Source organism: Streptomyces griseoloalbus, assembly GCA_014650015.1.
In the GTDB taxonomy this organism is placed as follows: domain Bacteria; phylum Actinomycetota; class Actinomycetes; order Streptomycetales; family Streptomycetaceae; genus Streptomyces; species Streptomyces griseoloalbus.
In genome coordinates this window covers 219,202-243,668 of record BMUD01000006.1, presented here as the reverse complement: position 1 = coordinate 243,668, position 24,467 = coordinate 219,202, and the positions used below count along the sequence as shown (strand labels likewise).

General features: G+C 72.2%; 21 protein-coding genes and 1 riboswitch. Of the genes, 12 read left to right on the top strand and 9 right to left on the bottom strand.

Annotated features, from left to right (window positions below; all coding sequences use genetic code 11):
- The first annotated feature begins 80 nt into the window (after window positions 1-80).
- The 5 genes from qcrC to IE178_RS11755 all read left to right on the top strand — a co-directional run bounded on the left by qcrC (window position 81) and on the right by IE178_RS11755 (window position 6,553).
- Window positions 81-893 (top strand): cytochrome bc1 complex diheme cytochrome c subunit, encoded by an 813-nt coding sequence (gene qcrC / locus IE178_RS11775; protein WP_193512182.1) that lies wholly within the window; start codon window positions 81-83, stop codon window positions 891-893.
- On the top strand, window positions 890-1,948 hold the full coding sequence (qcrA, locus tag IE178_RS11770; RefSeq protein WP_184763323.1) for a cytochrome bc1 complex Rieske iron-sulfur subunit: 1,059 nt from the start codon (window positions 890-892) through the stop codon (window positions 1,946-1,948). Before qcrC ends, qcrA begins: the two co-directional genes overlap by 4 nt.
- Window positions 1,945-3,606 (top strand): cytochrome bc1 complex cytochrome b subunit, encoded by a 1,662-nt coding sequence (qcrB, locus tag IE178_RS11765; protein WP_184763324.1) that lies wholly within the window; start codon window positions 1,945-1,947, stop codon window positions 3,604-3,606. Before qcrA ends, qcrB begins: the two co-directional genes overlap by 4 nt.
- A 153-nt stretch (window positions 3,607-3,759) precedes the next feature.
- Entirely contained in the window at window positions 3,760-4,824 is a 1,065-nt protein-coding gene (gene trpD, locus IE178_RS11760; protein WP_193512181.1) for an anthranilate phosphoribosyltransferase, read from the top strand.
- A gap of 75 nt (window positions 4,825-4,899) precedes the next feature.
- Window positions 4,900-5,016, top strand: a riboswitch (SAM riboswitch).
- 163 nt (window positions 5,017-5,179) lie between these two features.
- Window positions 5,180-6,553, top strand: a complete 1,374-nt coding sequence (locus IE178_RS11755) for an aminotransferase class V-fold PLP-dependent enzyme (RefSeq protein WP_193512180.1) — start codon at window positions 5,180-5,182, stop codon at window positions 6,551-6,553.
- A 96-nt stretch (window positions 6,554-6,649) separates the two neighbouring features.
- Here the strand turns inward: IE178_RS11755 and IE178_RS11750 are convergent, their stop codons facing one another.
- The 7 genes from IE178_RS11750 to IE178_RS11720 form a co-directional block, all read right to left on the bottom strand.
- Complete coding sequence (locus tag IE178_RS11750; protein ID WP_318279991.1) at window positions 6,650-7,885, bottom strand: glycerate kinase; 1,236 nt, start codon at window positions 7,883-7,885, stop codon at window positions 6,650-6,652.
- 60 nt (window positions 7,886-7,945) lie between these two features.
- Entirely contained in the window at window positions 7,946-9,361 is a 1,416-nt protein-coding gene (locus tag IE178_RS11745; protein WP_184763328.1) for an SLC13 family permease, read from the bottom strand.
- A gap of 57 nt (window positions 9,362-9,418) precedes the next feature.
- A complete protein-coding gene (locus IE178_RS11740; RefSeq protein ID WP_184763329.1) occupies window positions 9,419-10,081 on the bottom strand; it encodes a response regulator transcription factor in 663 nt (220 codons plus the stop codon).
- A complete protein-coding gene (locus IE178_RS11735; RefSeq protein WP_184763330.1) occupies window positions 10,078-11,589 on the bottom strand; it encodes a sensor histidine kinase in 1,512 nt (503 codons plus the stop codon). The genes IE178_RS11740 and IE178_RS11735 overlap by 4 nt, the downstream gene beginning before the upstream one ends.
- The gene (locus IE178_RS11730; protein ID WP_184763331.1) at window positions 11,516-11,830 is read right to left on the bottom strand and encodes a small secreted hydrophilic protein; all 315 of its coding nucleotides are present in this window, start codon (window positions 11,828-11,830) and stop codon (window positions 11,516-11,518) included. Before IE178_RS11730 ends, IE178_RS11735 begins: the two co-directional genes overlap by 74 nt.
- Before the next feature lie 82 nt (window positions 11,831-11,912).
- A complete protein-coding gene (locus IE178_RS11725) occupies window positions 11,913-12,194 on the bottom strand; it encodes an Lrp/AsnC family transcriptional regulator (protein ID WP_103543497.1) in 282 nt (93 codons plus the stop codon).
- On the bottom strand, window positions 12,191-12,925 hold the full coding sequence (locus IE178_RS11720) for a rhomboid family intramembrane serine protease (protein ID WP_184763332.1): 735 nt from the start codon (window positions 12,923-12,925) through the stop codon (window positions 12,191-12,193). Before IE178_RS11720 ends, IE178_RS11725 begins: the two co-directional genes overlap by 4 nt.
- Before the next feature lie 157 nt (window positions 12,926-13,082).
- Between IE178_RS11720 and IE178_RS11715 the strand changes: the two genes are divergently transcribed.
- The 5 genes from IE178_RS11715 to IE178_RS11695 all read left to right on the top strand — a co-directional run bounded on the left by IE178_RS11715 (window position 13,083) and on the right by IE178_RS11695 (window position 18,526).
- Window positions 13,083-13,322, top strand: coding sequence for a hypothetical protein (locus IE178_RS11715; RefSeq protein WP_106414590.1), 240 nt, complete (start codon window positions 13,083-13,085; stop codon window positions 13,320-13,322).
- Window positions 13,323-13,425: 103 nt separating this feature from the next.
- Window positions 13,426-14,769, top strand: coding sequence for an NYN domain-containing protein (locus IE178_RS11710; RefSeq protein WP_193512179.1), 1,344 nt, complete (start codon window positions 13,426-13,428; stop codon window positions 14,767-14,769).
- Window positions 14,770-15,041: 272 nt separating this feature from the next.
- On the top strand, window positions 15,042-16,082 hold the full coding sequence (locus IE178_RS11705) for a C40 family peptidase (protein WP_184763334.1): 1,041 nt from the start codon (window positions 15,042-15,044) through the stop codon (window positions 16,080-16,082).
- Between the two features lie 206 nt (window positions 16,083-16,288).
- Complete coding sequence (locus IE178_RS11700; RefSeq protein ID WP_193512178.1) at window positions 16,289-17,302, top strand: C40 family peptidase; 1,014 nt, start codon at window positions 16,289-16,291, stop codon at window positions 17,300-17,302.
- Between the two features lie 33 nt (window positions 17,303-17,335).
- Complete coding sequence (locus IE178_RS11695; RefSeq protein ID WP_318279990.1) at window positions 17,336-18,526, top strand: hypothetical protein; 1,191 nt, start codon at window positions 17,336-17,338, stop codon at window positions 18,524-18,526.
- Window positions 18,527-18,908: 382 nt separating this feature from the next.
- Here IE178_RS11695 and IE178_RS11690 read toward each other — a convergent pair whose 3' ends face one another.
- Window positions 18,909-20,141 carry a glycosyltransferase 87 family protein gene (locus IE178_RS11690; RefSeq protein WP_193512177.1) on the bottom strand — a complete coding sequence of 411 codons (1,233 nt, stop codon included), beginning with the start codon at window positions 20,139-20,141 and terminating at the stop codon, window positions 18,909-18,911.
- Between the two features lie 120 nt (window positions 20,142-20,261).
- Between IE178_RS11690 and IE178_RS11685 the strand changes: the two genes are divergently transcribed.
- Complete coding sequence (locus tag IE178_RS11685; protein WP_193512176.1) at window positions 20,262-21,404, top strand: glycosyltransferase family 4 protein; 1,143 nt, start codon at window positions 20,262-20,264, stop codon at window positions 21,402-21,404.
- A gap of 141 nt (window positions 21,405-21,545) precedes the next feature.
- Here IE178_RS11685 and IE178_RS11680 read toward each other — a convergent pair whose 3' ends face one another.
- Window positions 21,546-23,342, bottom strand: coding sequence for an AMP-dependent synthetase/ligase (locus tag IE178_RS11680; RefSeq protein WP_193512175.1), 1,797 nt, complete (start codon window positions 23,340-23,342; stop codon window positions 21,546-21,548).
- 297 nt (window positions 23,343-23,639) lie between these two features.
- On the opposite strand from IE178_RS11680, the gene IE178_RS11675 reads away from it, so the two are divergent.
- Window positions 23,640-24,437, top strand: coding sequence for a metallophosphoesterase family protein (locus IE178_RS11675; RefSeq protein ID WP_193512174.1), 798 nt, complete (start codon window positions 23,640-23,642; stop codon window positions 24,435-24,437).
- The last annotated feature ends 30 nt before the right edge of the window (window positions 24,438-24,467 follow it).

Here is a 24,467-nt window from a genome sequence, read left to right as displayed (position 1 = left end):
CGGGCCCACACCCGCGCGCGCTCGAAGCGGCGCACCAACCAGAAGCATCGACGCAGAAGATCCTGACACCGGGGTAATCCGTGAAAAAGCTCTCCGCACGACGACGCCACCCGATGGCGGCGCTCGTCGTCCTACTCCTCGCGCTGGCATGCACCGGGGGGCTGTACGCCGTGTTCGCACCCGCGGGCAAGGCACAGGCCGACGAAACTGCCCAGTCCCTCACGATCGAGGAGGGCAAGAAGCTCTACTCGGTCGGCTGCGCCAGCTGCCACGGCACCGGCGGTCAGGGCACGTCCGACGGCCCGAGCCTGGTGGGCGTGGGCGCCGCGGCCGTCGACTTCCAGGTGAGCACCGGCCGCATGCCGGCCGCCACCTCGCAGGGCGCGCAGGTCCCGCGCAAGAAGAACATCTACAGCCAGGCCGAGATCGACCAGCTGGCGGCGTACATCGCCTCCCTGGGCGCCGGCCCGGCCGTTCCGACCGAGCAGCAGTACGGCCCCCAGGGTGCCGACATCGCCAAGGGCGGTGAGCTGTTCCGCAACAACTGCGCGCAGTGCCACAACTTCACCGGTAAGGGCGGTGCGCTCACGCACGGCAAGTACGCCCCGACCCTCGAGGACGTCACCCCCAAGCACATCTACGAGGCCATGCTCACCGGCCCGCAGAACATGCCCTCCTTCCCCGACAGCACGCTGTCGGAGCAGAATAAGAAGGACATCATCGCGTACCTGCACGCGGTCAACGGCGAAGAGACCGAGAGCCCCGGCGGCCTGGAGCTGGGCGGCCTCGGCCCGGTCTCGGAGGGGCTGTTCGCGTGGGTCTTCGGACTGGGCGCGCTGATCGCGGTCGCCGTCTGGGTCGCCGCTCGGACCGCAAAGGCCAAGAAGTCATGAGTAGCCAAGACATTCCCGAAGAGAACCTGCCCGCTGAGCAGGGCACCGCACACGGCGCGGTACGCGTCGCGGACGAGAAGAACCCGTTCGCCGACCCGGGCCTGCCGCCCCACGAGCACCGGATCCAGGACATCGACGAGCGGGCCGCCAAGCGGTCCGAGCGCACGGTCGCCCTGCTGTTCACGCTGTCGATGCTGGCCACCGTCGCCTTCATCGCGTCCTACGTGACGATCCCGGTCGACAGGTCGGTCTACATCTTCCCGCTCGGTCACCTCAGCGCGCTGAACTTCGCGCTCGGCATGACCCTCGGTGTCGCCCTGTTCGCCATCGGCGCCGGCGCGGTCCACTGGGCCCGCACGCTGATGTCGGACCAGGAGCTCGCCGACGAGCGGCACCCGATCGAGGCACCTTCCGAGGTCCGGGCGAAGGTCATGGACGACTTCCGCCAGGGTGCCAAGGAGTCGGCGCTCGGCCGCCGCAAGCTGATCCGCAACACGATGTTCGGCGCGCTCGCCCTGTTCCCGCTCTCCGGCGTGGTGCTGCTGCGTGACCTCGGGCCGCTGCCCGGCACCAAGCTGCGCCACACCCTGTGGTCCAAGGGCAAGCTGCTCGTGAACATGAACACGAACGAGCCGATGCGGCCGTCCGACATCATCGTGGGCTCGCTGACCTTCGCCAAGCCCGAGGGCCTGGAGGAGCACGACCACGAGTTCCAGACCGAGATCGCCAAGGCCGCCCTGATGCTGGTCCGTATCCAGCCGGACGACATCAAGGACAAGCGCCAGCTCGAGTGGTCGCACGAGGGCATCGTCGCGTACTCGAAGATCTGCACCCACGTCGGTTGCCCGATCTCGCTGTACGAGCAGCAGACGCACCACGCGCTGTGCCCCTGTCACCAGTCCACCTTCGACCTCGCCGACGGTGCCCGGGTGATCTTCGGTCCCGCCGGTCACGCCCTGCCGCAGCTGCGCATCGGCGTGAACGACGAGGGCTACCTCGAAGCGCTCGGCGACTTCGACGAGCCTGTCGGTCCTGCCTTCTGGGAGCGCGGATGAGTACTACGACCTCCACCACGGGCACACCGGCCGCTGACGCGGCGGGCCGCTCGCGCGGTAAAGCCCCGGCCGGCGAACGCGTCGCCGACTGGGCGGACGGCCGGCTGGGGATCTACTCCCTGGCCAAGGCCAACATGCGCAAGATCTTCCCCGACCACTGGTCGTTCATGCTGGGTGAGGTCTGCCTCTACAGCTTCCTCATCATCATCCTCACGGGTGTGTACCTGACGCTGTTCTTCCACCCGTCGATGAACGAGGTGGAGTACCACGGCAGCTACGTCCCGCTGCAGGGACAGCTGATGAGTGAGGCCTACAAGTCGACGCTGGACATCAGCTTCGACGTCCGCGGCGGTCTGCTGATCCGGCAGATCCACCACTGGGCCGCGCTGGTCTTCCTGGCCGGCATGTTCGTGCACATGATGCGCGTGTTCTTCACCGGCGCGTTCCGCAAGCCGCGTGAGATCAACTGGCTGTTCGGCTTCCTGCTGTTCGTCCTGGGCATGTTCACCGGTTTCACCGGCTACTCGCTCCCGGACGACCTGCTCTCCGGCACCGGTATCCGCTTCATGGAGGGCGCGATCCTGTCCGTGCCGATCGTCGGCACGTACCTCTCGTTCTTCCTGTTCGGCGGCGAGTTCCCCGGCGACGACTTCGTGGCCAGGTTCTTCTCGATCCACGTCCTGCTGCTGCCGGGCATCATGCTCGGCCTCGTGGTGGCCCACCTGATCCTGGTCTTCTACCACAAGCACACGCAGTTCGCGGGCCCCGGCAAGACCAACAAGAACGTCGTGGGCATGCCGCTGCTGCCGGTGTACATGGCCAAGGCCGGAGGCTTCTTCTTCCTGGTCTTCGGTGTACTCGCGGCCATCTCGGCGATCGCCACGATCAACCCGATCTGGGCGCTCGGCCCGTACCGGCCGGACATGGTCTCCACCGGCGCCCAGCCCGACTGGTACATGGGCTTCTCCGAGGGCCTGATCCGTGTCATGCCGGGCTGGGAGATCAACTTCTGGGGCCACACGCTCGTCCTGGGCGTGTTCATCCCGCTGCTGATCTTCCCGCTGGTCCTGGTCGCCATCGCGGTGTACCCGTTCATCGAGTCCTGGGTCACCGGCGACAAGCGCGAGCACCACATCCTGGACCGCCCGCGCAACGCCCCGACGCGCACCGCCTTCGGCGTCGCCTGGATCACGCTGTACTTCGTGCTCCTGGTCGGTGGTGGCAACGACATCTGGGCCACCCACTTCCACCTGTCGATCAACGCCATCACCTGGTTCGTGCGGGTCGCGTTCTTCGTGGCGCCGGTCGTGGCGTTCATCGTCACCAAGCGGATCTGCCTCGGCCTGCAGCGCCGGGACAAGGACAAGGTGCTGCACGGCCGCGAGTCGGGCATCATCAAGCGCCTGCCGCACGGCGAGTTCATCGAGGTCCACGAGCCGCTCAGCCAGGAGCAGCTGCACACCCTCACCGCGCACGAGCAGTACAAGCCGGTCGAGATCGGCCCGACGGTCGACGAGAACGGTGTCGAGCGCAAGGTGAAGGCGACCGAGAAGCTGCGCGCCAAGCTGAGCAAGGGCTACTACGGCGAGGACGCCCAGATCCCGAAGCCGACCGTCGAGGAGTACAAGGAGATCACGAGCGGCCACGGCCACCACTGATCACCCGATCGCCTCACCGACGTCGCCACACGACGGCGAAGGGCCCCCGTCCGTTCTGCGGACGGGGGCCCTTCGCCGTCCCCGGACCTGGATAGGGTGGGTCGCGGGACCCTTCCGGTCCCCGCGACTCTTCTACGACCATCAGGAGCGGCCATGAGCGCTGTGACCCCCGCTGGAGGCGACACCGCGGCGGGCCGCTCCTGGCCCGCCCTGCTGAACGGACTGCTGGACGGCCGGGACCTGTCCGCCGACGACACCGCCTGGGCGATGGACCTGATCATGCGCGGTGAGGCGACCGACGCGCAGATCGCCGGGTTCGCGGTGTCCCTGCGGGCCAAGGGCGAGACCGTCGAGGAGATCACCGGCTGCGTGCGGGCGCTGTACGACCACGCCAACGTGATCGAGGTGCCCGGGGCCACCGTCGACATCGTCGGCACCGGCGGGGACGGCGCGAAGACGGTGAACATCTCCACCATGTCCTCGATCGTCGTGGCCGGCACCGGCGCGAAGGTCGTCAAGCACGGCAACCGGGCCGCGTCCTCCGCGTCCGGCGCCTCCGACGTCCTGGAGAAGCTCGGCGTCAATCTGGAGCTGACCCCGCGACGGGTCGCCGAGGTCGCCGAGGAGGCCGGGATCACCTTCTGCTTCGCGGTGAAGTTCCACCCGGCGCTGCGCCATGTGGCCGCCGCGCGAGGACAACTGGGCATCCGCACGGTCTTCAACTTCCTCGGCCCGTTGGCCAACCCGGCGCGCGTACGGGCACAGGCGGTCGGCGTCGCCGACCCGCGGATGGCCCCGATCATGGCCGGCGTCTTCGCCGAACGCGGCAACTCCACGCTGGTGTTCCGCGGCGACGACGGGCTGGACGAGCTGACCACCACCGCCACCTCGCGGGTGTGGGTGGTCCGCGACGGCAAGGTCGACGCGCAGACCTTCGACCCCCGCGAGGTCGGTATCGAGCTGGTGCCCGTGGAGGCCCTGCGCGGCGCCGACGCCTCCTACAACGCCGAGGTCGCCCGCCGGCTGCTGGACGGCGAGCCGGGTCCGGTGCGGGACGCGGTGCTGCTGAACTCGGCGGCGGCGCTGGTCGCCCTGGAGCCGGGCGGCGGCAGCCTGACGGAGCAGATCCGCGCCGGCATGGCGAAGGCGGCCGAGGCGATCGACTCGGGGGCCGCCAAGCGGGTCCTGGAGCGCTGGGTGACCGTCAGCAACGCGTAGCGCCGCCCCGGGAGATGTCCCGCGATCCGGATACGGGTTGCGGGACATCGATCATTTCACGTACCTTCCTGTCCAGGTCATGAGTGACAGCCATCAGGCCCCGGCCGGCTGTCCGGCAACCCTCCGTCCGTGGCGGGGTGCCCCGGGTGAAGACCAGGCCGTGAGCAGCAAGGCGCACGGCAAGCGCGGACCCCTCGCGAGCCAGGGGTCCTGGTCGTCGAGGAGCCTTCCGTGAGCAAGCGAATGCGATAGGGCCGCAGAGCCCCGCCTCCGCACACCCTTTTTTCCTTCCCCGCCGTGCTTGGTGTCGAGCGCTCGCGCGGGGGATTCCGCCTGCCTCACCGGGAGTTCCGTCATGTCCGTCTCCACCGCTGCCGCCGACCAGTCCGTTTGTGCCCCGCTGCCCGTTCTGGGACAGGATGTCACCGTCCCGCTCGTCACCGGTGGCGAGGTCACCTACGCCGCCCTCGACTACGCCGCCAGCGCCCCCGCACTCCAGCGCGTGTGGGACGACGTCGCCGCGTACGCGCCGTACTACGGCAGCGTCCACCGGGGCGCGGGTTACCTCTCCCAGCTCTCCACCGACCTGTTCGAGAACGCCCGCCGGACCGTCGCGGAGTTCCTCGACTGCCGCGCCGGGGACCAGGTGGTCTTCACCCGGTCCACCACCGACTCCCTCAACCTGCTCGCCGCCGCGCTCCCCGGCGACTGCGAGGTCTTCGTCTTCGAGACCGAGCACCACGCCTCCCTGCTGCCCTGGCGCGACGCCCGTGTCACCTACCTCGACGCACCCGACAGCCCGCGGCAGGCCGTGGAGACCCTGGAGCGCGTCCTCGCCGGCCGCGACCCCCGCGGCCCGGCCCTGGTCTGCGTGACCGGCGCCTCCAACGTCACCGGCGAGCTCTGGCCCGTACGGGAACTGGCCGCCGCCGCCCACGCGCACGGTGCCCGGATCGTGCTGGACGCCGCCCAGCTCGCCCCGCACCACCCGGTGAGCGTCCGCGACCTGGACGTCGACTGGGTGGCGTTCTCCGGGCACAAGCTGTACGCCCCGTTCGGCTCCGGTGTGCTGGCCGGCCGCGCCGACTGGCTGCGGGAGGCCGAGCCCTACCTCGCGGGCGGCGGCGCCAGCCGCAGGGTCACCCGGCGCGCGGACGGGGGAGTGGACGTCGAGTGGCACGACAGCGCCGCCCGCCACGAGGCCGGCTCGCCCAACGTCATCGGCGCCCACGCCATCGCCTCCGCCTGCAAGGCGCTCACCGAGGCCGGATTCGACACCCTGCTCGCCCGCGAGGAGCAGCTGATCCGCGCGGTGCGCGAAGGGCTCGCGGACGTTCCCGAGGTGCGGTTCCTGTCCCTGTTCGGGGACGACGCCCCGCGCGTCGGTGTGCTCTCCTTCGTCGTCGAGGGCTGGAACAGCTCCCACTTCGCCGCCGCGCTGTCCGCCGAGTACGGCATCGGCGTACGGGACGGGCTGTTCTGCGCGCACCCGCTGGTGCGCACGCTGCTCGGCGGTGACCCGCAGGCCCAGGGCGAGTGCGGCGCCCCCGAGGCGGCCCCCGGGGAGAAGTCGCTCAACGCCATCCGGGTCAGCTTCGGCGCGGGGACGCCCGACGAGCACGTGGAGCGGTTCGTGCGGGCGGTGCGGGAGCTCGTACGGGACGGGGCGCGGTGGAGCTACCGCACCGAGGACGGGCGCTGCGTGCCGGACACGTCCGGCCGGGCCTGAGGGTCCCACCGGGGGCGTTGCCCGCCCCCGCCGTCCCGTCCCGTCCCTGGGGCTGCGCCCCCGGACCCCCGCTCCGGCCCCGGACGGACCTCGTCCTCAGACGCCGGACGGGCTGAATCCAGCCCCTTCGGCGTCCGAGGAGCGGAATCCGGGGCGGAGCCCCGGGTCGGGCACGCCGGCCGGTGCCGGCAGCCGGGTGCCCAGCACGATCATCCGCAGGGCACGTTCCGTCGCGTCGGTGAGGAGTTCGGCGCCCCGGACCAGGGCCTCCGCCAGGGCCATCGGGGCGGGCAGGATGCCGTGGCAGGCGTCCACGCCCGGCACCTCGTGCGCACCCTCGCCGAGCGTCCCCGCCAGGGCCAGCACCGGACGCCCCGACAGCTTGGCGCGGCGGGCCACCTCCGCCGGGACCTTGCCGCGCGGCGTCTGGAGATCCAGGGCGCCCTCGGCGGTGACCACCAGATCGGCGCGGGCCAGACGGGCGTCCAGGTCGAGATGGTCCAGCAGGACGGGGAACCGCGGGAGGAGGGACGCCCCCAGGGCGGCGAGTCCGGCGCCGAGCCCGCCGGAGGCGCCCGTACCGCGGCCGTGGCGCAGATCGATGCCGGTGACGGCGAGATCCCGGGTCAGCACCCGCGCCCAGTTCTCCAGCCCCGACGACAACTCCTCGACCTGCTCCGGGGTCGCCCCCTTCTGCGGCCCGAACACCCGGGCCACTCCCCGCTCCCCGCACAGCACGTTGAACGGGTTGCAGGCGACGAGGAGTTCGACATCGGCGAGGCGGGGATCGACGCCGGTCGGGTCGATGCGCGCCAGTCGAGTCAACTCGCTTCCGCCGAGGGGTAGTTCGAAGCCGTCCGCGTCCAGCAGTCGGGCGCCGAGGGCCTGGAGGGCACCGGCGCCGCCGTCGGAGGTGCCCGAGTCGCCGCAGCCCACCAGGACGCGCCGTACGCCCTGGTCGAGCGCGGCGCGGATCAGTTCCCCGACGCCGTAGGTGGTCGTGGCGCCCGGGTCGCGCCGGGTGCGGGGGACGAGGGAGAGGCCCGCGACCGCCGCCATCTCCACCACCGCCGTGTCGCGGGAGCCGAGCAGCGCGAAGTGGGTGCCGACCGGTTCGCCGACCGGGCCGGTGGCGGCCAGCTCGACCAGCCGGCCGCCGGTCGCCGCGGCCAGCGCCGAGGCCGTGCCCTCACCGCCGTCCACCAGCGGGATCCGGTCGATCTCGGCGTCCGGCAGGACCCGGCGCACGCCCGCCGCGATGGCGTCGGCGGCGGCCTGGGCGGACAGCGACTCCTTGAAGCCGCTGGGGGCTACGACGACACGGGTGAGCATGGGACGACTCCTCGCGGGTCGGGTCCCCGGCGGTCCGGGGGCCTCGGTGGTACGGGTGGGTCAGCGGGTCACGGGCACGCCGAGCAGCGGCCACACCGCGACGGCGAACAGCAGGACCAGGGCGGCGGTCAGCGGGGCCAGCACCGCGGACAGCCGCAGCAGGTCGCGGGGGGTGTAGGTGGGGGTGCCGGGGATGTCGGCGAACAGCGTGACCGGCTTCGCTGAGGCCGGCAGCGTGTGGCAGAAGCCCGCCGCCGCGGTGGAGGCGAGCGCCGCCGCGACCGGGTTGACCCCGGCGCCCACGGCCGCCGCGACCACCAGAGGGACCAGCACCGAGGAGCGGGCGGAGCGGGACTGCAGGACCAGATGGGCCGCCGTGCTGACCGCGACGACGACCGCCAGGAACATCACCGGGGTGACCCCCTCCGGCAACCCGCCGACCAGCCACTGCGCCGCGCCCGACGCGCCGAGCGCCACGCCCATCGCCATGGTGGCCGCCATGAACAGCAGCAGCGACCAGGGGACCGTCTTCAGCGCGTCCTTCAGCCGTACGGTGCCCAGCGCCGGCGAGGCGGCGACGATCGCGCCGATCAGTGCGACCACGGCCGGCGGCACCCGGTGCAGCGGCTCACTGCACCACAGGGCGACGACGGTGGCCAGCAGCAGGGCGCAGCGCTTCTCGGCCTGCGTCCAGGGGCCGGTGACCGGGCGGTCGCTGTGCCGCTGGATCTCCTCGGCGGTGATGTGCACCGGGCCCTCGCGGTCCGCGCGCCGGGTGGTGGTGAACAGGACCACCTCGGCGGCGAGATGGGAGGAGGCCACGGCCAGCGGCAGTCCCAGCAGCAGCCACTCGGTGAACCCGACCCGCTCCCCGGCCGCCTCCCACAGCACCGACACGGTGATCAGATGTGCGCCCGCGCCGATCAGTGTCGCCACCGCCGACAGGAGGATCACGGTCGGGAAGAGCAGCGCCAGCATCACGACCAGTCGTCTGCGGTCGGCGAGGGCCTTGGCGAGGGCCAGGAACACGGGCAGGGCGAGCGCGGCCCGGCCCGAGGTGGCGGGCACCGCGAACGCGGTGACGACCAGCGCGGCCGTCGTCAGGTGCGTCAACTGCCGTACGGTACGCGCCCCGCCGACCAGGAAGGTGGCCGCCCGCCCCGCGAGCCCGGTCCGGGCCACCGCGGCCGCGAGCACGAACGCGCAGATCAGCAGCCACACCGTCGAGTCGCCCAGGGTGCCGAAGAGGGTGTCGCTGCTGATCACCCCGGTGACCGTCAGCGCGAGTCCGGCGCCCAGGGCGATGTACGTGTCGTCGATCGGCGTACCGATCCAGGCGCAGGTCGCCAGCGCGAACACGGCGAGGGTGACACGCGCGTCCCCGCCGAGGCCGGGGAAGTTGCCGGGCACCGCGAGCAGCGCGCACAGCGAGAGGGCCACGCACAGGGCGGCTGTCAGTCGGGGATTCAGGCTCACGTCTTCGACGATTCACCCCGGCCGTGAGCCGCCGATGAGCCGAAGATGAGGGGAACTTCACCCGGGGAGCCGGTAGCCCATCCCGCGGACCGTCTCCACCTTCTCCGCGCCGAGCTTCTTGCGCAGCGCCCGCACGTACACGTCCACGATGTTGGAGCCCGGGTCGAAGTCGTAGCCCCACACATGGGAAAGGATCTGCTCGCGGGAGAGTACCTGCCCGGGGTGCCTCAGGAACAGTTCCAGGAGCACAAATTCACGGGCCGTCAGATCGACCGTGCGCTGCGCGGCCCGCGCCCTGCGGGTCCGCAGGTCCAGGGTGAGGTCGCCCGACTTGAGCACCGTCACCTCGGGCGCCCGGGCCGCCGTGCGCAGCCGCAGCCGCACCCGGGCGAGCAGTTCCTCGAAGCGGAACGGCTTGGTCATCCAGTCGTCGGCGCCGCCCTCCAGGCCGGCCACCGTGTCCCGTACCGAGTCCCGCGCGGTCAGTACGATCACCGGTGTGGTCACCCGGGACTCGCGCAGTTCGCGCAGCACCGTGAAGCCGTCCCTGCCGGGCAGCCCGATGTCCAGCACGACCAGGTCGAAACCGCCGGTCAGCGCGTACTCGTAACCGGCCTCCCCGTCGGGGACGACGGTGGTGGTGAAGCCGTTGGCGCGCAGGCCCTTCTCCACGAAGGAGGCGATGCGCTCCTCGTCCTCGACGATCAGAATGCGGTTCACGGGCGTGCCTCTTCTCGGGATCGGTCCAGCGTCAGTACGAAGGTGGCGCCGCCGCCCTCGGTGTCGTGCAGGCGGACCCGGCCGCCGTGGCCCTCCGCGATCGCCTTGACGATCGACAGGCCGAGTCCGGCGCCCGAGCCGCGCGCGCCGCGCCGGGCGGTGCCGCGCCGGAACCGTTCGAAGATCAGCTCCCGGTCCTGCACCCGGATTCCGGGGCCGGAGTCGGCGACGTACAGCTCGATCCGGTTGCCCTCGGCGCGGGAGCCGATGCGGATGGTCTGGCCGGCGGTGGTGTGCTGCACCGCGTTCTGCGCCAGCTGCACCATCGCCTGGGTGATCCGCTGCGGATCCAGTTCCGCCTCCCGGTCGGCTATGTCGGTGAGCTGCCAGTCGCGCTCGCCCAGGGTGCGGGCCTTGACGTAGACGTCGGCGGTGAGTTCGGCGAGCTGCACGGGCTCGGGCGTGACGAAGTCGGGGCGTTCGGCCTTGGCGAGCAGCAGCAGGTCCTCCACGATGCGGCTCATCCGGTCCAGTTCGTCGGTGACCAGACGGACGGTCTCCTCGCGTTCGGCCGGGTCGTCGCCCATCAGCTCCAGATGGCCGCGCACGATGGTGATCGGGGTGCGCAGCTCGTGGCCGGCGTCGTCGGCGAACTGGCGCTGCGCGGCGAAGGCCCGTTCGAGGCGGTCGAGCATCGCGTTGAACGTCTCGGCGAGGGCCGCGATGTCGTCCCGGCCGCGCACCGGGATACGGCGGGTGAGGTCCTGCTCGGTGAGCTGCGCGGCGGCGGTGCGCACCAGCCGCACGGGCTGCAGGATGCGCCCGGCGACCGCCCAGCCGATGCCGGTGGTCAGCAGCAGGGCCACCCCGGAGATGGCGAGCAGCACCCGGAACACCTCGTCCGCCCGGGCCACTTCACGCTCGGGGTGGAAGGCGACGACGAACGCCGCCGCGGGCGCGCCGCCGCCGGCCGGGGCCACGGTCACCTTGGCCCAGCGGATCTCGCCCTCGGGCCGGTGCAGCACACCGGTGGGGTCGGGCGAGTCGAAGATGCGGCGCCGGGCGTCGGGGTCCCGGTGCAGGGGCAGGGCGACGGGCAGGTCACGCGGCTGGATGATCTGCGCGGGTCCGCCGCTGTGCCGCGCCACCAGGCCGAGCAGTTCCTCGTCCGGGTCGGCGTACTGCCGCTCCAGGAAGACCCGCAGCAGCCGGTCCGGTGCGGTGAAGGGCCGGCCCGTCTCCGGGTCGAAGCCGCGCTGCTCGAAGTTGACGAACTCTCCGGCCTCCTGGGTGAGCAGGCCGTTGATCCGGTGGTCGACGTCCCGCAGCAGGAAGGAGCGGGTGGTCGTGGCCACCGAGGCGAGCGCGACCGCCATGACGAACAGCAGCCAGAGCAGGATGCGGACCCGGGCGGAGAGCCGCCGCCGCGGGCCGTCAGCCGTCGTCGCCCGGTCCGTCGTCCCCGCCGGGGCCGTCGTCCGAGGAGTCCTGGCCTCCGTCGTCGTCATCGTCATCACCCGCCGGGCTGTCGGTCAACGGAGGCCGGGAGACGACCTCGTCGCTCGGCGTGGGGTCAGGGCTCGCCGACGGCGCTGTGGACGGGGGAGTGGGCGAGCCGCTGTCCAGCTCGACCCGCGGCGGCACCTTGGGCCGCTCGGGGCTGTCGGAGAGCGCGAAGCTGGTCGCGGCGACGCCCAGCGGGATCAGTACGACGGCGGCCAGGGCCGCCATCCGGCGAGTGAAGACCATGACCCGATCCTGCGGCCCGATCCGGACGGCCCGGATGAGTCCTCGATGAAGAACTCTTCATCCGCCCGAGCCGTCCATGACCTCAGCTGTCCAGGCCGATGGCGAACGCCGCCTCCAGGTCGTGCTGCGAGTAGGTGCGGAACGCCACGTGCGTGTCGGTCCCCTCCACGCCCGGGATCCTGCTGATCCGGCCGGGGATGACCTCCGCCAGGTCCTCGTGCTCCCGGACCCGGACCATGGCGATCAGGTCGTAGGTGCCGGTGACGGAGAAGACCTCGCTGACGCTGTCCAGCGCGGCGATCTGTTCCGCGATCTCGGGAATCCGGTCCACGCTGGTCTTGATGAGGACGATCGCGGTGATCACGGCTGGTTCTCTCCCTCGGGGGCCGGAGCGGGGGTGGCCTTCACTGTAGTCGCCCTGCCGGAACACACCCACGCGTAGCCGAAGCCCAGCCCGAACCCCACCAGGTGCGCCAGATACGCGACCCCCGGCCCGTCGTCCGCCCGCCCCGCCGCCAGCCACTGCAACGCCGCCCAGAACGGCACCACCACCCACGCCGGCAGGCGCACCGGCAGGAAGAACAGGAACGGCAGGAGACTGGTCACCCGCGCCCGGGGGAAAAGGAAGAGGAACGCGCCGAGAACCGCCGAGATCGCCCCGGAGGCACCGACCAGGGACCGCTCGGAGTCCGCGTTGGCGGCGGCGTATCCCAGCAGCGCGAGGGAGCCGCAGCCGGCGTAGCACAGGGTGAACCGCACCCGGCCCATCCGTGCCTCGGTCATCGTTCCGAAGACGTGGAGGAACAGCATGTTGCCGAGCAGATGCACCCAGCTGCCGTGCACGAACAGTGCCGTGGCCGGGGTGAGGACGGCCCCGGGGGATCCTTCGAACAGGTCTGCGGGAATCACCCCCCAGTGCCGGAAATAGGCCCGCTGCGCGGCGACCAGTTCCTCCCCGGAGCCGTGGGCCGGATCGAGGCCCGAGGCGGGCCCGATCAGGAAGACCAGGCAGCACAGGACGATGAGGGTGCGGGTCACCGGCGCGGAGGCGCCCCGGATCGCCCCGGCGGCCGACGCGGTCCACTTGCGGATCATGAACACAGAGCATGACGTAACCGGACGCAACCGCACAGACCGCCTCGCCGCCGTGGACGGGCGGGCGACGGGCAGCCGCCAGGCCGTAGGGTTACGTGCCACACGCACCGGGGAGACCGGTGCGTCACGGACACTGGAAGGAAGGCGAACAGCCACGATGACGGTTCCTCTGCCGACCGCCTCGACGCGGTGGCGCTGCACCCTCTGCGGCAACCTCACCCGCTTCGACGTGACCCGCTCGTCGAAGGTCGTCGAGTACGTCCACCTCGACCTGGCGGGAGAGCCCGAGGTCGAGGAGCGCGAGGTGCTCGATGAGACGATCGAGTCGGTGCGATGCCGCTGGTGCAACGCGGTCGACCAGGTGGAACTCGTGGACAGGCCGGGCGCCGGCTCCTGAGCGAAGGGGGTCCCTCCCGCTCGAGCGAAGTCGAGACTGGGGGAGGGCCCCGCTGACGGCGACCCCGCACGTGGGGTCGCACACAGGCATTGGGGTGTGACGGATGGTGGAGAGCACGGGCAGGGGGCCGCAGGACGGCACCGCCGAGGTGCTCGACCGTCCGCTGCCCGACGGAGTGCGCCGCCGGGTCGTCCAGATCGTCGCCGACGGCTTCGGCGGGCTCACGGTCACCGAGCTGCCCGCCCAGCTCAGACAGTACGCCCGGTTCGCCCCGAACCGGCGCGCCAAGTTCGCCGGCAACGCCATGGCCGCGGCGCTGGAGACCGATCCGCTGTTCCGGCAGCGCATCGGGGAGCGGCTCAAGGAGGCCCAGCCGGAACTGACCGGCGCCCTCGAATCGGGCTCCCCGCCCCCGGCCGCCGACCCGCTCGACGTGGCGGCCGCGGCCTATGTGCTGCGCCCGGCAGGCTGGGTGAAGCTGGTGACCGCCGCCGGCGAGGAGGCGCAGCGCGCCGACGCCGAGCGCGCCGACGAGGAGAACCGGGCCGAGCTGGAGCGGCTGCGCGCCGACCTCGCCCGCGCCCGCGAGCACACCAAGGCCGAGACCGAGCGGCTGCGCACCGAGCTGGAGTCGGCGAAGAAGGAAGCCGACGCGCTGCACCGCAAGCTGCGGTCCGCGCTCAGCGACGTCAAGCGCGGCGAGGCCGCCCTGCGCAAGCTGCGGGGCGAGATGGAGACCGTGCGCGCCGAGGGGCACGCCCAGGTGTCGGCCGCCGAGAGCGAGAGCCGCCGTCTCAAGGCCCGGCTGGGGGAGACCGAGGCCGCGCTGGAGGCCGCGCGCCGGGCCGCCCGGGAGGGCCGCAGCGTGGAGGACATGCGCGTACGGCTGCTGCTGGACACCGTGCTGGACGCCGCCCAGGGGCTGCGCCGCGAGCTGGCGCTGCCCCCGGTGTCCGTGCGGCCCGCCGAGACCGTGGACGCCGTCGAGCCGGGGCGCATGACCCCGAAGGACATCGCCGCCCGCGCGCTGTCCGAGCACGACCCGGCCGTCCTGGACCAGCTGCTGGCGCTGCCGCAGGCGCATCTGGTCGTCGACGGCTACAACGTCACCAAGACCGGCTATCCCCAGATGCCGCTGGAGAAGCAGCGCCTGCGCCTGCTGGGCCAGCTCGCCCAGCTCGCCGCCCAGACCGGCGCCGAGGTCACCTGTGTGTTCGACGGCGCCGAACTGGCCGCGCCGGTGCTGCTGGCGCCGCCGCGCGGGGTGCGGGTGCTCTTCTCCAAGCCGGGCGTCACCGCCGACGAGCTGATCCGCCAGCTGGTGCGCGCCGAGCCGCCCGGGCGGCCCGTCATCGTCGCCTCCACCGACCGCGAGGTCGCCGACGGAGTCGCCCGCGCGGGCGCCCGCCCGGTCGCCTCGGCGATGCTCCTCAAGAGGCTCTCCTGAGAGCGGTTCGTCCCACCGCTCTCTTCACACCGCTTTCATGGCACCTGATTGACTTCCATCCCCCCTGCAACGTACGTGATCTATGCCCGAATTGACGGTTCCGTCACGCAACGTAGCGTCAAGGAAGCATCACTGCAGGTGAGTTGAGACCAAATACACGCGCTGTAACGGAGATTTTGTGCCCAGGGATTTGAACTGATCACAAGAGAATCACTAGGGTCTGCCTTCGAACCCGCGACCGCGCGATCACTCTCGAGAAGGAGCTCGTCTCCGTGGCGTCCCACCGTCGTCCCAAGCAGCCGAGCCGCGCACGTGTGACCGTGCTCACCACCGCTGCCGCAGCTGCCGTAGTCATGAGCTCGCAGGCCGCCAACGCCGCTCCCAGCGAGAAGCCGAGCAAGGACGAGGTCAAGGCCAAGGTCGACAAGCTCTACGAGCAGGCGGAGCAGGCCACCGAGAAGTACAACGGGGCCAAGGAGAAGCAGGAGAAGCTCCAGAAGGAGATCTCCACCATCCAGGACAACGTCGCCCGCGGCCAGCAGGAGCTCAACGAGCTGCGCGACGGCCTCGGTTCGATGGCCAGCGCCCAGTACCGCAGCGGCGGCATCGACCCCTCCGTCCAGCTCTTCCTCTCCTCGGACCCGGACGACTACCTCGACAAGGCGTCCACCCTCGACCAGCTGAGCACCCAGCAGGTCGACGCGCTGAAGAAGATCCAGGAGAAGCAGCGCGAACTCGCCCAGCAGCGCTCCGAGGCGTCCGAGAAGCTCGAGGACCTCGCCTCCACCCGCACCGAACTGGGCAACAAGAAGAAGGAAGTCCAGGCCAAGCTCGCCTCCGCGCAGAAGCTGCTCAACAGCCTGACCGCCGCGGAGAAGGCCCAGCTCGCCGAGGAGCAGAACCGCGCCACCCGCACCAGCGAGCGCGACGCCCTCACCACCAACGTCCCGGCCGGCTCCGGACGCGCCGCCGCGGCCTACGCCGCCGCCCAGAGCAAGCTCGGTTCCCCCTACGTCTACGGCGCCACCGGCCCGTCCTCCTACGACTGCTCGGGCCTGACCCAGTGGGCGTACGCCCAGGCCGGCGTCGCCATCCCGCGCACGTCCGAGGCCCAGACCGGCGCCGGCACCAGGATCTACTCGGTGAGCCAGCTCAAGGTCGGCGACCTGGTCTTCTTCTTCAACGACCTGCACCACGTGGGCCTCTACGCGGGCAACGGCCAGATCATCCACGCCCCGCGCACCGGCACCGTCGTGCGCTACGAGTCGATGAACACCATCGGCGGCCCGTTCATGTTCGGCGTCCGCGTCTAGCTCCTCCCCGGCCCCCGCACCGGACCCGGTGCCGCCGTTCGGGGGATTCGCACCGGCCCCGTCCGGCCCCACGCCCCGCCTGTGACCTGCGTCAGAGGCGGGGCGTCACCGTGTGCGGCCGCCGCGGCCGTTTGGTCCGGCCGCCGCCGTGGGGGCTACTGTCTGCCGCGTTTCCCTGTCCGTCAGCGGAAGGAGCACGGCTTCCCGTGGGGTCCCATCGCCGTATCGCACCGTCCTCCGGATCCGACCGGGGTGCCGTCGTCGCCCTCGGTCTGCTGTCCGCAGCGGCCACCGCCCTCGGCGCGGTACCGGCCGCGGCCACGCCGTTCGACGACACCCGTGCCGAGGTGGACCGCCTCTACCGGGAGGCGGAGAAGGCGACCGAGGCGTACAACGAGGCCGACGAGCGCTGCGACGGCCTGCGCCGGGAGATCGCCACCGCACAGGACAAGATCGCCCGGCGGCAGGAACGCGTCAACACCGTGCGGGAGTCGCTGGGCTCGCTCGCCGGCGCCCAGTACCGCTCCGGCGGCTTCGACCCCTCCCTCGCCCTGCTCTTCGCCGACGACCCGGAGGACTACCTCGCGAAGGCCTCCGTCCTCGACCGGATCACCGTCCACCAGGCCGGTGAGCTGAAGAGACTCCGGGGCGCCCTGCGCTCCCTCGCGCAGGACCGCGCGGAGGCGGCCGGCAAGCTCGGCGCGCTGGAGAAGAGCCGCAGGGCCGTCGCCGCCCACAAGCGGACCGTGGAACGCAAGCTCGCCGAGGCCCGCCGACTGCTCAACTCCCTCCCGGCCGGCGAACGCGCCACCTGGGACCGCGCCACCCGCTCCGCACGCGCGGACCTGCTCGGCCCCGGCGGCACCCCCGCCTCGGCACGCGCCGCCGCCGCCCTGGCCGCCGCCCGCGCCGCCCTCGGCAAGCCCTACGTCTGGGGCGCCAACGGCCCCGCCGGCTTCGACTGCTCCGGACTGATCCAGTGGTCGTACGCGCAGGCCGGGGTGTCCCTGCCGCGCACCTCGCAGGCCCAGCGGTACGCCGGCCGGCAGGTCCCGCTCTCCGAGGCGCGGCCCGGCGATCTCGTCGTCTACCGCTCCGACGCCGGCCATGTCGGGATGTACGCGGGCAACGGCCAGGTGATCCACGCGCCCTACCCCGGTGCCCCCGTGCGCTACGACCCGGTCGGGATGATGCCCGTCTCGTCGGTCACCAGGGTCTGACCGTCACGGCCCGGCGCCCGTACCCTCGGACAGGTGGCTGGTCGAAGGCGGGTGTCGGGGGCGTCGGTGGTGGCGCTGTGTCTGCTGCTCGTCTCCCTGGTCGCGTGCGGCGGGGGAACGGCCGTCGACGGCGCCCGCGCGCAGGTGCAGTCGCTCCTCGACCGGCGCGCTCGGGCCGTCCTCGAGCAGGACGCCGCCGCCTACGCCCGCACCGGCACCCGGGCCGGGTTCGGCAACCTGCGCGCGGTACCGCTCGCGGACTGGTCCTACCGGGTCACCGCCCTCGACCGCACCGGTGACACCGCCACCGCCTCCGCCGACCTGAGCTACCGCGTCGAGGGCTACGACCGGTCCCCGGTCACCACCGCCCGCTCCCTGCGCCTGAGCCGGGACCGGGACGGCCACTGGTCCGTCGACTCCGACCGCCCCGCGAGGAAGTCCGGCCAGCAGCTGTGGGACCAGGGCACCGCACGGGCCGTCCAGGGCGAGCACAGCCTGGTGCTGGGCGTCGGACGGACCGGGGCGGAACTGCGTGACTACGCCGAGCTGGCGGACCGCGCGGTGCCCGCCGTGTCCGACGCCTGGGGCCCGCGGTGGTCCCGCCGGGTCGTCGTCCTGGTGCCGGAGTCGCTGGAGGGCATGGCGGGCCTGCTGGCCTCGCCCGCCTCCTCCTACCGGGGCATCGCGGCGGTCACCACCGGCGCGACCGGTCCCCAAGTGCGGGCGCCGGCGGACCGGGTCATCGTCAACCCGGACGCCTTCGGACTGCTCGGCGACTCGGGCCGGCAGGTCGTCCTCACCCACGAGACCACCCATGTCGCCACCCGCGCCCACACCTCCGCAGCGACCCCGCTGTGGCTCTCCGAGGGCTTCGCCGACTGGGTCGGCTACCGCGGCGGCGACCGCACCCCCGACGAGGCCGCGCCGGAGCTCGCCTCCGCGGTGGGCCGCGGCGAGGTACCGGACGCACTGCCGGACGACGAGGACTTCGGCTTCTCCGGCGACGCCGACCGCCTCGCCCGGGCCTACGAGGGCGGCTGGATGGCCTGCCGCCTGATCGCCGACCGCTGGGGCGAGGAACGCCTCGGCGCGTTCTACCGCGCGGTGGGCGCGCATCAGGGGCGCGACGGCGCGGTCGAGGACGCCATGCACCGCGTCCTCGGCATCACCCCGCAGGAGTTCACGGCACAGTGGCGGCAGTACGTGGTGGACCGGCTGGGCTGAACGGACCCGGCCTCGCGGGCGGCCTCGACGGACTCGGCCTCGCGGGCGGCCTTGACGGACTCGGCCCCGCGGACGGACCCGGCGGCATCGACGCGGCGCCCGCCACCGCTCGGACGTACGCCGACCGGCTCGGCCTGCCCGGTGGGCTCTGGGCGGGCGCGAGTCCGGGGGCGGCCGGGGCAGGGCGGGCCGGGGTTCGTGGGGGCCGCGACGGATGCGCGCGGCGCAGGGGCGGCGTGCGACGGTCGGGGGGTGCCGGTTCGGCCGCGCCGGGACCGGTGGGCCGTGCGCAGGCGCTCGTCCGGGCCGTACGCCTGCGCTCGTCCGGTCGTGCGCAGGCGCTCGTCAGGGCGGCGCGGGGCCGGATTCCGGTGGCGCGGGATCAGGGTGCGACCGGGGCCTCGCTGGAGCGGGCGGTCGGCTGTCGGGGGAGCGGGGCCGGAAGCGGGACCGTGGCGCACCACAGCCTGCGGGCCGCGAGGAGCGACGCCGCCACCAGCAGCCCGTTGCGGAGCACCAGCAGGCCGATGCCCAGCGGGTCGCCGGCCACGACATGGGCGAACCAGAGCGGGAACTCCAGCACCGTCACGAACGACGCCGCCAGCACCAGCGCGACCGGCAGCCGCATCCGGCTGCCGCGGAAACAGCGGCAGACCGCGCCCAGCCCGACCAGCCACACCATGTACTGGGGGCTGATCACCCGGCTGGTGGTGGTGAACAGCAGCACCGCCACGAACGCGGCGTCGGCGACGGTGTGCGCCTCGAAACGGGTGGCCAGCAGCCGCCACAGCACCAGCCAGGCCAGCGCCACCCCGGCCAGCACCAGCGCGCCCGTGCTCACCCAGGTCACGTACGGCCCGAGGAACTCCACCGAGCCGTAGTTGAGCAGCACCTCACCCTCCCAGCCGTGATGCCGGGCCACATGGAAGACGAGGGACCCCAGCGACTCGATCTCCGTGCCCCGGTCCCGCTGGAAGGTGAGGAACGCGAACGCCCCCGGCATGAGCACGGTGAACACGGCGGCCACGGCGACGCCGGTCACCGCCGCCGACACCCACGCACCGCGCCGGCGCACCGCGAGGAGCAGCAGGGCCGGCCACACCTTCAGCAGCGCCCCGAAGCCGGCCAGCGCGCCCATCAGCCGGGGGTACCGGGCGGCGGCCAGCAGCGCGGCCACCGCCACCGCGGTCACCATCACGTCGTAGCGCGCGTACACCGTCGGCCCGAGCAGTGGCACGCCCGCCACCCACACCAGGGCCCCGCCCCACGTCCGGGCGGGGCCACGGCCCGCGTACAGCAGCAGGGCCAGCGTGACCAGGTCGGCGACGAGGGCCAGGACGAAGAACGCGGTGGCGTACTGCAGGAAGGGCAGCAGGCCGGGGGAGAGGATCGCCAGGGCCGCTGCGGGCGGGTACTGCCAGGTGACGTCGTCCAGCGGGAACGTTCCGGCGCGCAGGACGTCGTACCAGCCCCGGTAGATCACCGACACATCGCTGGTGACGTCCGGGCCGGGGAAGACGATCACCTTGAGGACGCACAGCAGCAGGGCCGTTCTCGTCACTGCCCAGATGCCCAGGAGCCATGCGAGGGACCCTCGTGCGGCCGTCGTCTTCACGCGATTCCTGTCCGTCCGGTGTGCGGTCCTGAGGGCCCATGATGGCGCGGACCCCCGTGTACGTGCCACAGAGCGCCGCCGTGGCGAACGGTGGAACCCCGTTCGGTAGGGTCGGCGGCGATGCACAAGACCCTGATCGTGACCAACGACTTCCCGCCCCGGCCCGGCGGCATCCAGGCGTTCCTGCACAACATGGCGCTGCGGCTGGACCCGGAACGGCTCGTCGTCTACGCCTCCACCTGGAAGCGCACCCGGGAGGGCGTCGAGGCGACCGCCGCCTTCGACGCCGAGCAGCCCTTCACCGTCGTACGCGACCGCACGACGATGCTGCTGCCGACGCCGGGGGTCACCCGGCGGGCCGTCGGGCTGCTGCGCGAGCACGGGTGCACCTCGGTGTGGTTCGGGGCGGCGGCGCCGCTCGGGCTGATGGCACCGGCGCTGCGCCGGGCGGGCGCCGAGCGGATCGTGGCCACCACCCACGGCCACGAGGCCGGATGGGCCCAGCTGCCCGCCGCGCGGCAGCTGCTGCGCCGGATCGGCGAGTCCACCGACACGATCACCCACCTCGGCGAGTACACCCGCTCCCGGATCGCCGCCGCGCTCACCCCCGAGGCTGCCTCGCGGATGGTGCAACTGCCGCCCGGGGTCGACGAGAAGACCTTCCACCCCGGCTCGGGCGGCGACGAGGTCCGGGCACGGCTCGGGCTGACCGACCGGCCGGTGGTCGTGTGCGTCTCGCGGCTGGTGCCCCGCAAGGGGCAGGACACCCTGATCCGGGCGATGCCCGCGATCCTGGCGGCCGAGCCGGACGCCGTGCTGCTGATCGTCGGCGGCGGCCCCTACGAGAAGGACCTGCGCGCCCTCGCGCGCGACACGGGTGTCGCCGCCTCCGTGCGCTTCACCGGCTCCGTCCCCTGGTCCGAGCTGCCCGCCCACTACGGCGCCGGGGACGTCTTCGCCATGCCCTGCCGCACCCGGCGCGGGGGACTGGACGTCGAGGGGCTCGGCATCGTCTACCTGGAGGCTTCCGCGACCGGCCTGCCCGTCGTCGCCGGCGACTCCGGCGGCGCCCCCGACGCGGTCCTCGACGGGGAGACCGGCTGGGTCGTCCGCGGCGACTCCCCCGACCAGACCGCCGATCGCGTCGTCACCCTTCTGGGCGACGAGGAACTGCGCCGCAGGATGGGCGAGCGGGGCCGCGCATGGGTCGAGGAGAAGTGGCGCTGGGACCTGCTGGCGGAGCACCTGAAGCGACTGCTGTAGGACGACACCCTCGGCGGCAAACCCCTCAGCGGCAGCGGGGCCGCGACATCATGCGGCTCCGCCGCGAGGGCGCGACCAGCCACGAACGACGGAAAGCCGCCGACACAGCGCGCCCCCGGCACCCTCATGGGCACCGACGTCCTACTTCGCGTAGATCGCCTCGATCTCGTGCGCGTAATCCTTCGCCACCACGCTCCGCTTCAGCTTCAGCGACGGGGTGAGATGCCCCGACTCCTCGGTGAACTGCGCGGGCAGGATGCGGAACTTGCGCACGGACTCCGCCTTCGACACCGCCGCGTTGCCGTCGTCGACCGCCGACTGGACCTCCGCGAGCAGGTCCGCGTCCTCGCTCAGCGACGCCGCCGTGGAACCCGCCGGCTTGCCGTGCTCGGCCGCCCAGCGGCCCAGGAACTCCTCGTCGATGGTGACCAGCGCGCCCACGAACGGCCGCCCGTCGCCCACCACCATGCACTCCGCGACCAGCGCGTGCGCACGGATACGGTCCTCGATCACCGCCGGGGCGACGTTCTTGCCGCCCGCCGTCACCAGGATCTCCTTCTTGCGGCCGGTGATCCGCAGATAGCCGTCCTCGTCCAGGGTGCCGATGTCCCCGGTGTGGAACCAGCCGTCGGCCAGGGCCTCGGCGGTCGCGCCCGGGTTGTTCCAGTACTCCTTGAACAGGTGCTCACCGTGCAGCAGCACCTCACCGTCGTCCGCTATGCGGATCACCGAGCCGGGCAGCGGCTGGCCGACCGTGCCGATCTTCTGCCGGTCCCACGGGTTGAACGCGGTGGCCGCACAGGACTCGGTCAGGCCGTAGCCCTCCAGCACGCTGAAGCCGATACCGCGGAAGAAGTGGCCCAGACGCTCGCCCAGCGGGGCACCGCCGGAGATGGCGTACTCACCGCGCCCGCCCAGTACCGCGCGCAGCTTGCCGTAGACCAGCTTGTCGAACACCCTGTGCCTGATCCTCAGGCCGATCGACGGCCCGGACGGCGTGTCCAGCGACCGGCTGTAGGCGATCGCCGTGTCCGCCGCCTTGTCGAAGATCTTCCCCTTGCCGTCGGCCTGCGCCTTCGCCCGCGCCGAGTTGTAGACCTTCTCGAAGACCCGCGGCACGCCCAGGATCAGCGTCGGCCGGAAGGAGGCCAGCTCGTCCGTGAGGTTCTTGATGTCGGGCAGGCAGCCCAGCTTGATCGGCGCCATCATGGGCGCGATCTGCACCAGCCGCCCGAAGACGTGCGCCAGCGGCAGGAACAGCAGCACCGAGCACTCGCCGGTACGGAACAGCGGGCGCAGCCGCTCCACGATGTTGCCGCACTCGGCGAAGAAACTGCGGTGCGTGAGCACACAGCCCTTGGGGCGGCCCGTCGTACCGGAGGTGTAGACGATGGTCGCCGCGTCGTCCGCCTTCGCGAAGGAGCTGCGCTCCTCGACCGTCTCGTCGCCGACGTCCCGGCCGAGCCGGCCCAGCTCCTCGATGCCGTCGGCCTCGATCCGCCACAGGTTCTTCAACGCGGGCAGCCGGTCGCGCACCGACTCCACGGTCGCGGCGTGCGTCTCGAGCTCCACGAAGCAGGCCGTGGCACCGGAGTCGCCGAGGATCCACGCCACCTGCTCCGGCGAACTGGTCTCGTACACCGGCACGGTGACCGCGCCGGCGCTCCAGATCGCGAAGTCCAGCAGCGTCCACTCGTAACGGGTGCGGGACATCAGGCCGACCCGGTCGCCGGGCTGCACCCCCGCGGCGATCATGCCCTTGGCGGCCGCCCGCACCTCCGCCAGGAAGGTGGTCGCCGTCACGTCCTGCCAGCTGCCGCCGACCTTGCGGGCGATGACGGCGACGTCGGGGTGCTGCGCGGCGTTTCTGCGGACGATGTCGGTCAGATTGCCGTCCGCTGGGACCTCGTACAAAGCCGGAAGGCTGAACTCGCGCAAGACTGCTGCTCCTCTTAGGGCGCCGGCGCCACTACGTGGTGCGATGCGACGGTGCGGTCCAAGGCTCGGGGCGGATGCTCGCGAATTCACCTGTTGAAATCCCGAGCACGACTGGACTGCCCGGACGTTACCCGCCGGTATGGCGTCTACGACAGGGGGGCCCGGCGAGATGTTCGCTGCGTCACACAGGCTGGTGTTCCATAGCGCACAGTAGTCCACCCCCTCACCGACGAGCCAGTAACCGCAGGTCCGCCCGCCATTGTTCACGCATGCCGCACACGCTTACCCTTGATCGCCATGGCACCCACTCCAGGCGGCAAGCACCGCACGCGTGTCCACGTGGTCAGTGACGTGCACGGCAACGCCCGTGACCTAACCCGGGCCGGCGAGGGCGCCGACGCCCTGATCTGCCTGGGCGACCTGGTGCTCTTCCTCGACTACGCCGACCACTCGCGCGGCATCTTCCCCGACCTGTTCGGCACCGGGAACGCCGACCGCATCGTGGAGCTACGCACCGCCCGCCGCTTCGAGGAGGCGCGCGAGTTCCAGCGCCGGCTGTGGGCGGGCATCGGCACGGACCGGGCCGCGGCGATCGAGAAGGCGGTGCGCAAGCAGTACGCCGAGCTGTTCGCCGCCTTCCCCACCCCGACGTACGCCACCTACGGCAACGTCGACATGCCACCCCTGTGGCACGAGTACGCCGGGCCCGGTACGACCGTCCTCGACGGGGAGCGGGTGGAGATCGGCGGCCGGACCTTCGGCTTCGTCGGCGGGGGACTGCGTACGCCCATGCGCACGCCGTACGAGATCAGTGACGAGGAGTACGCGGCGAAGATCGAGGCCGTCGGCGAGGTCGACGTGCTGTGCACCCACATCCCGCCGGAGGTGCCGGAGCTGGTGTACGACACCGTCGCGCGCCGCTTCGAACGGGGCAGCCGGGCGCTGCTGGACGCCATCCGCCGTACCCGGCCCCGCTACGCACTCTTCGGGCATGTGCACCAGCCCCTGGTGCGGCGGATGCGGATCGGCGCCACCGAGTGCGTCAACGTGGGGCACTTCGCGGGCAGCGGGCGGCCCTGGGCACTCGAGTGGTGAGGCCCGAAGGGCGTGGACGCCCCAGGTGGG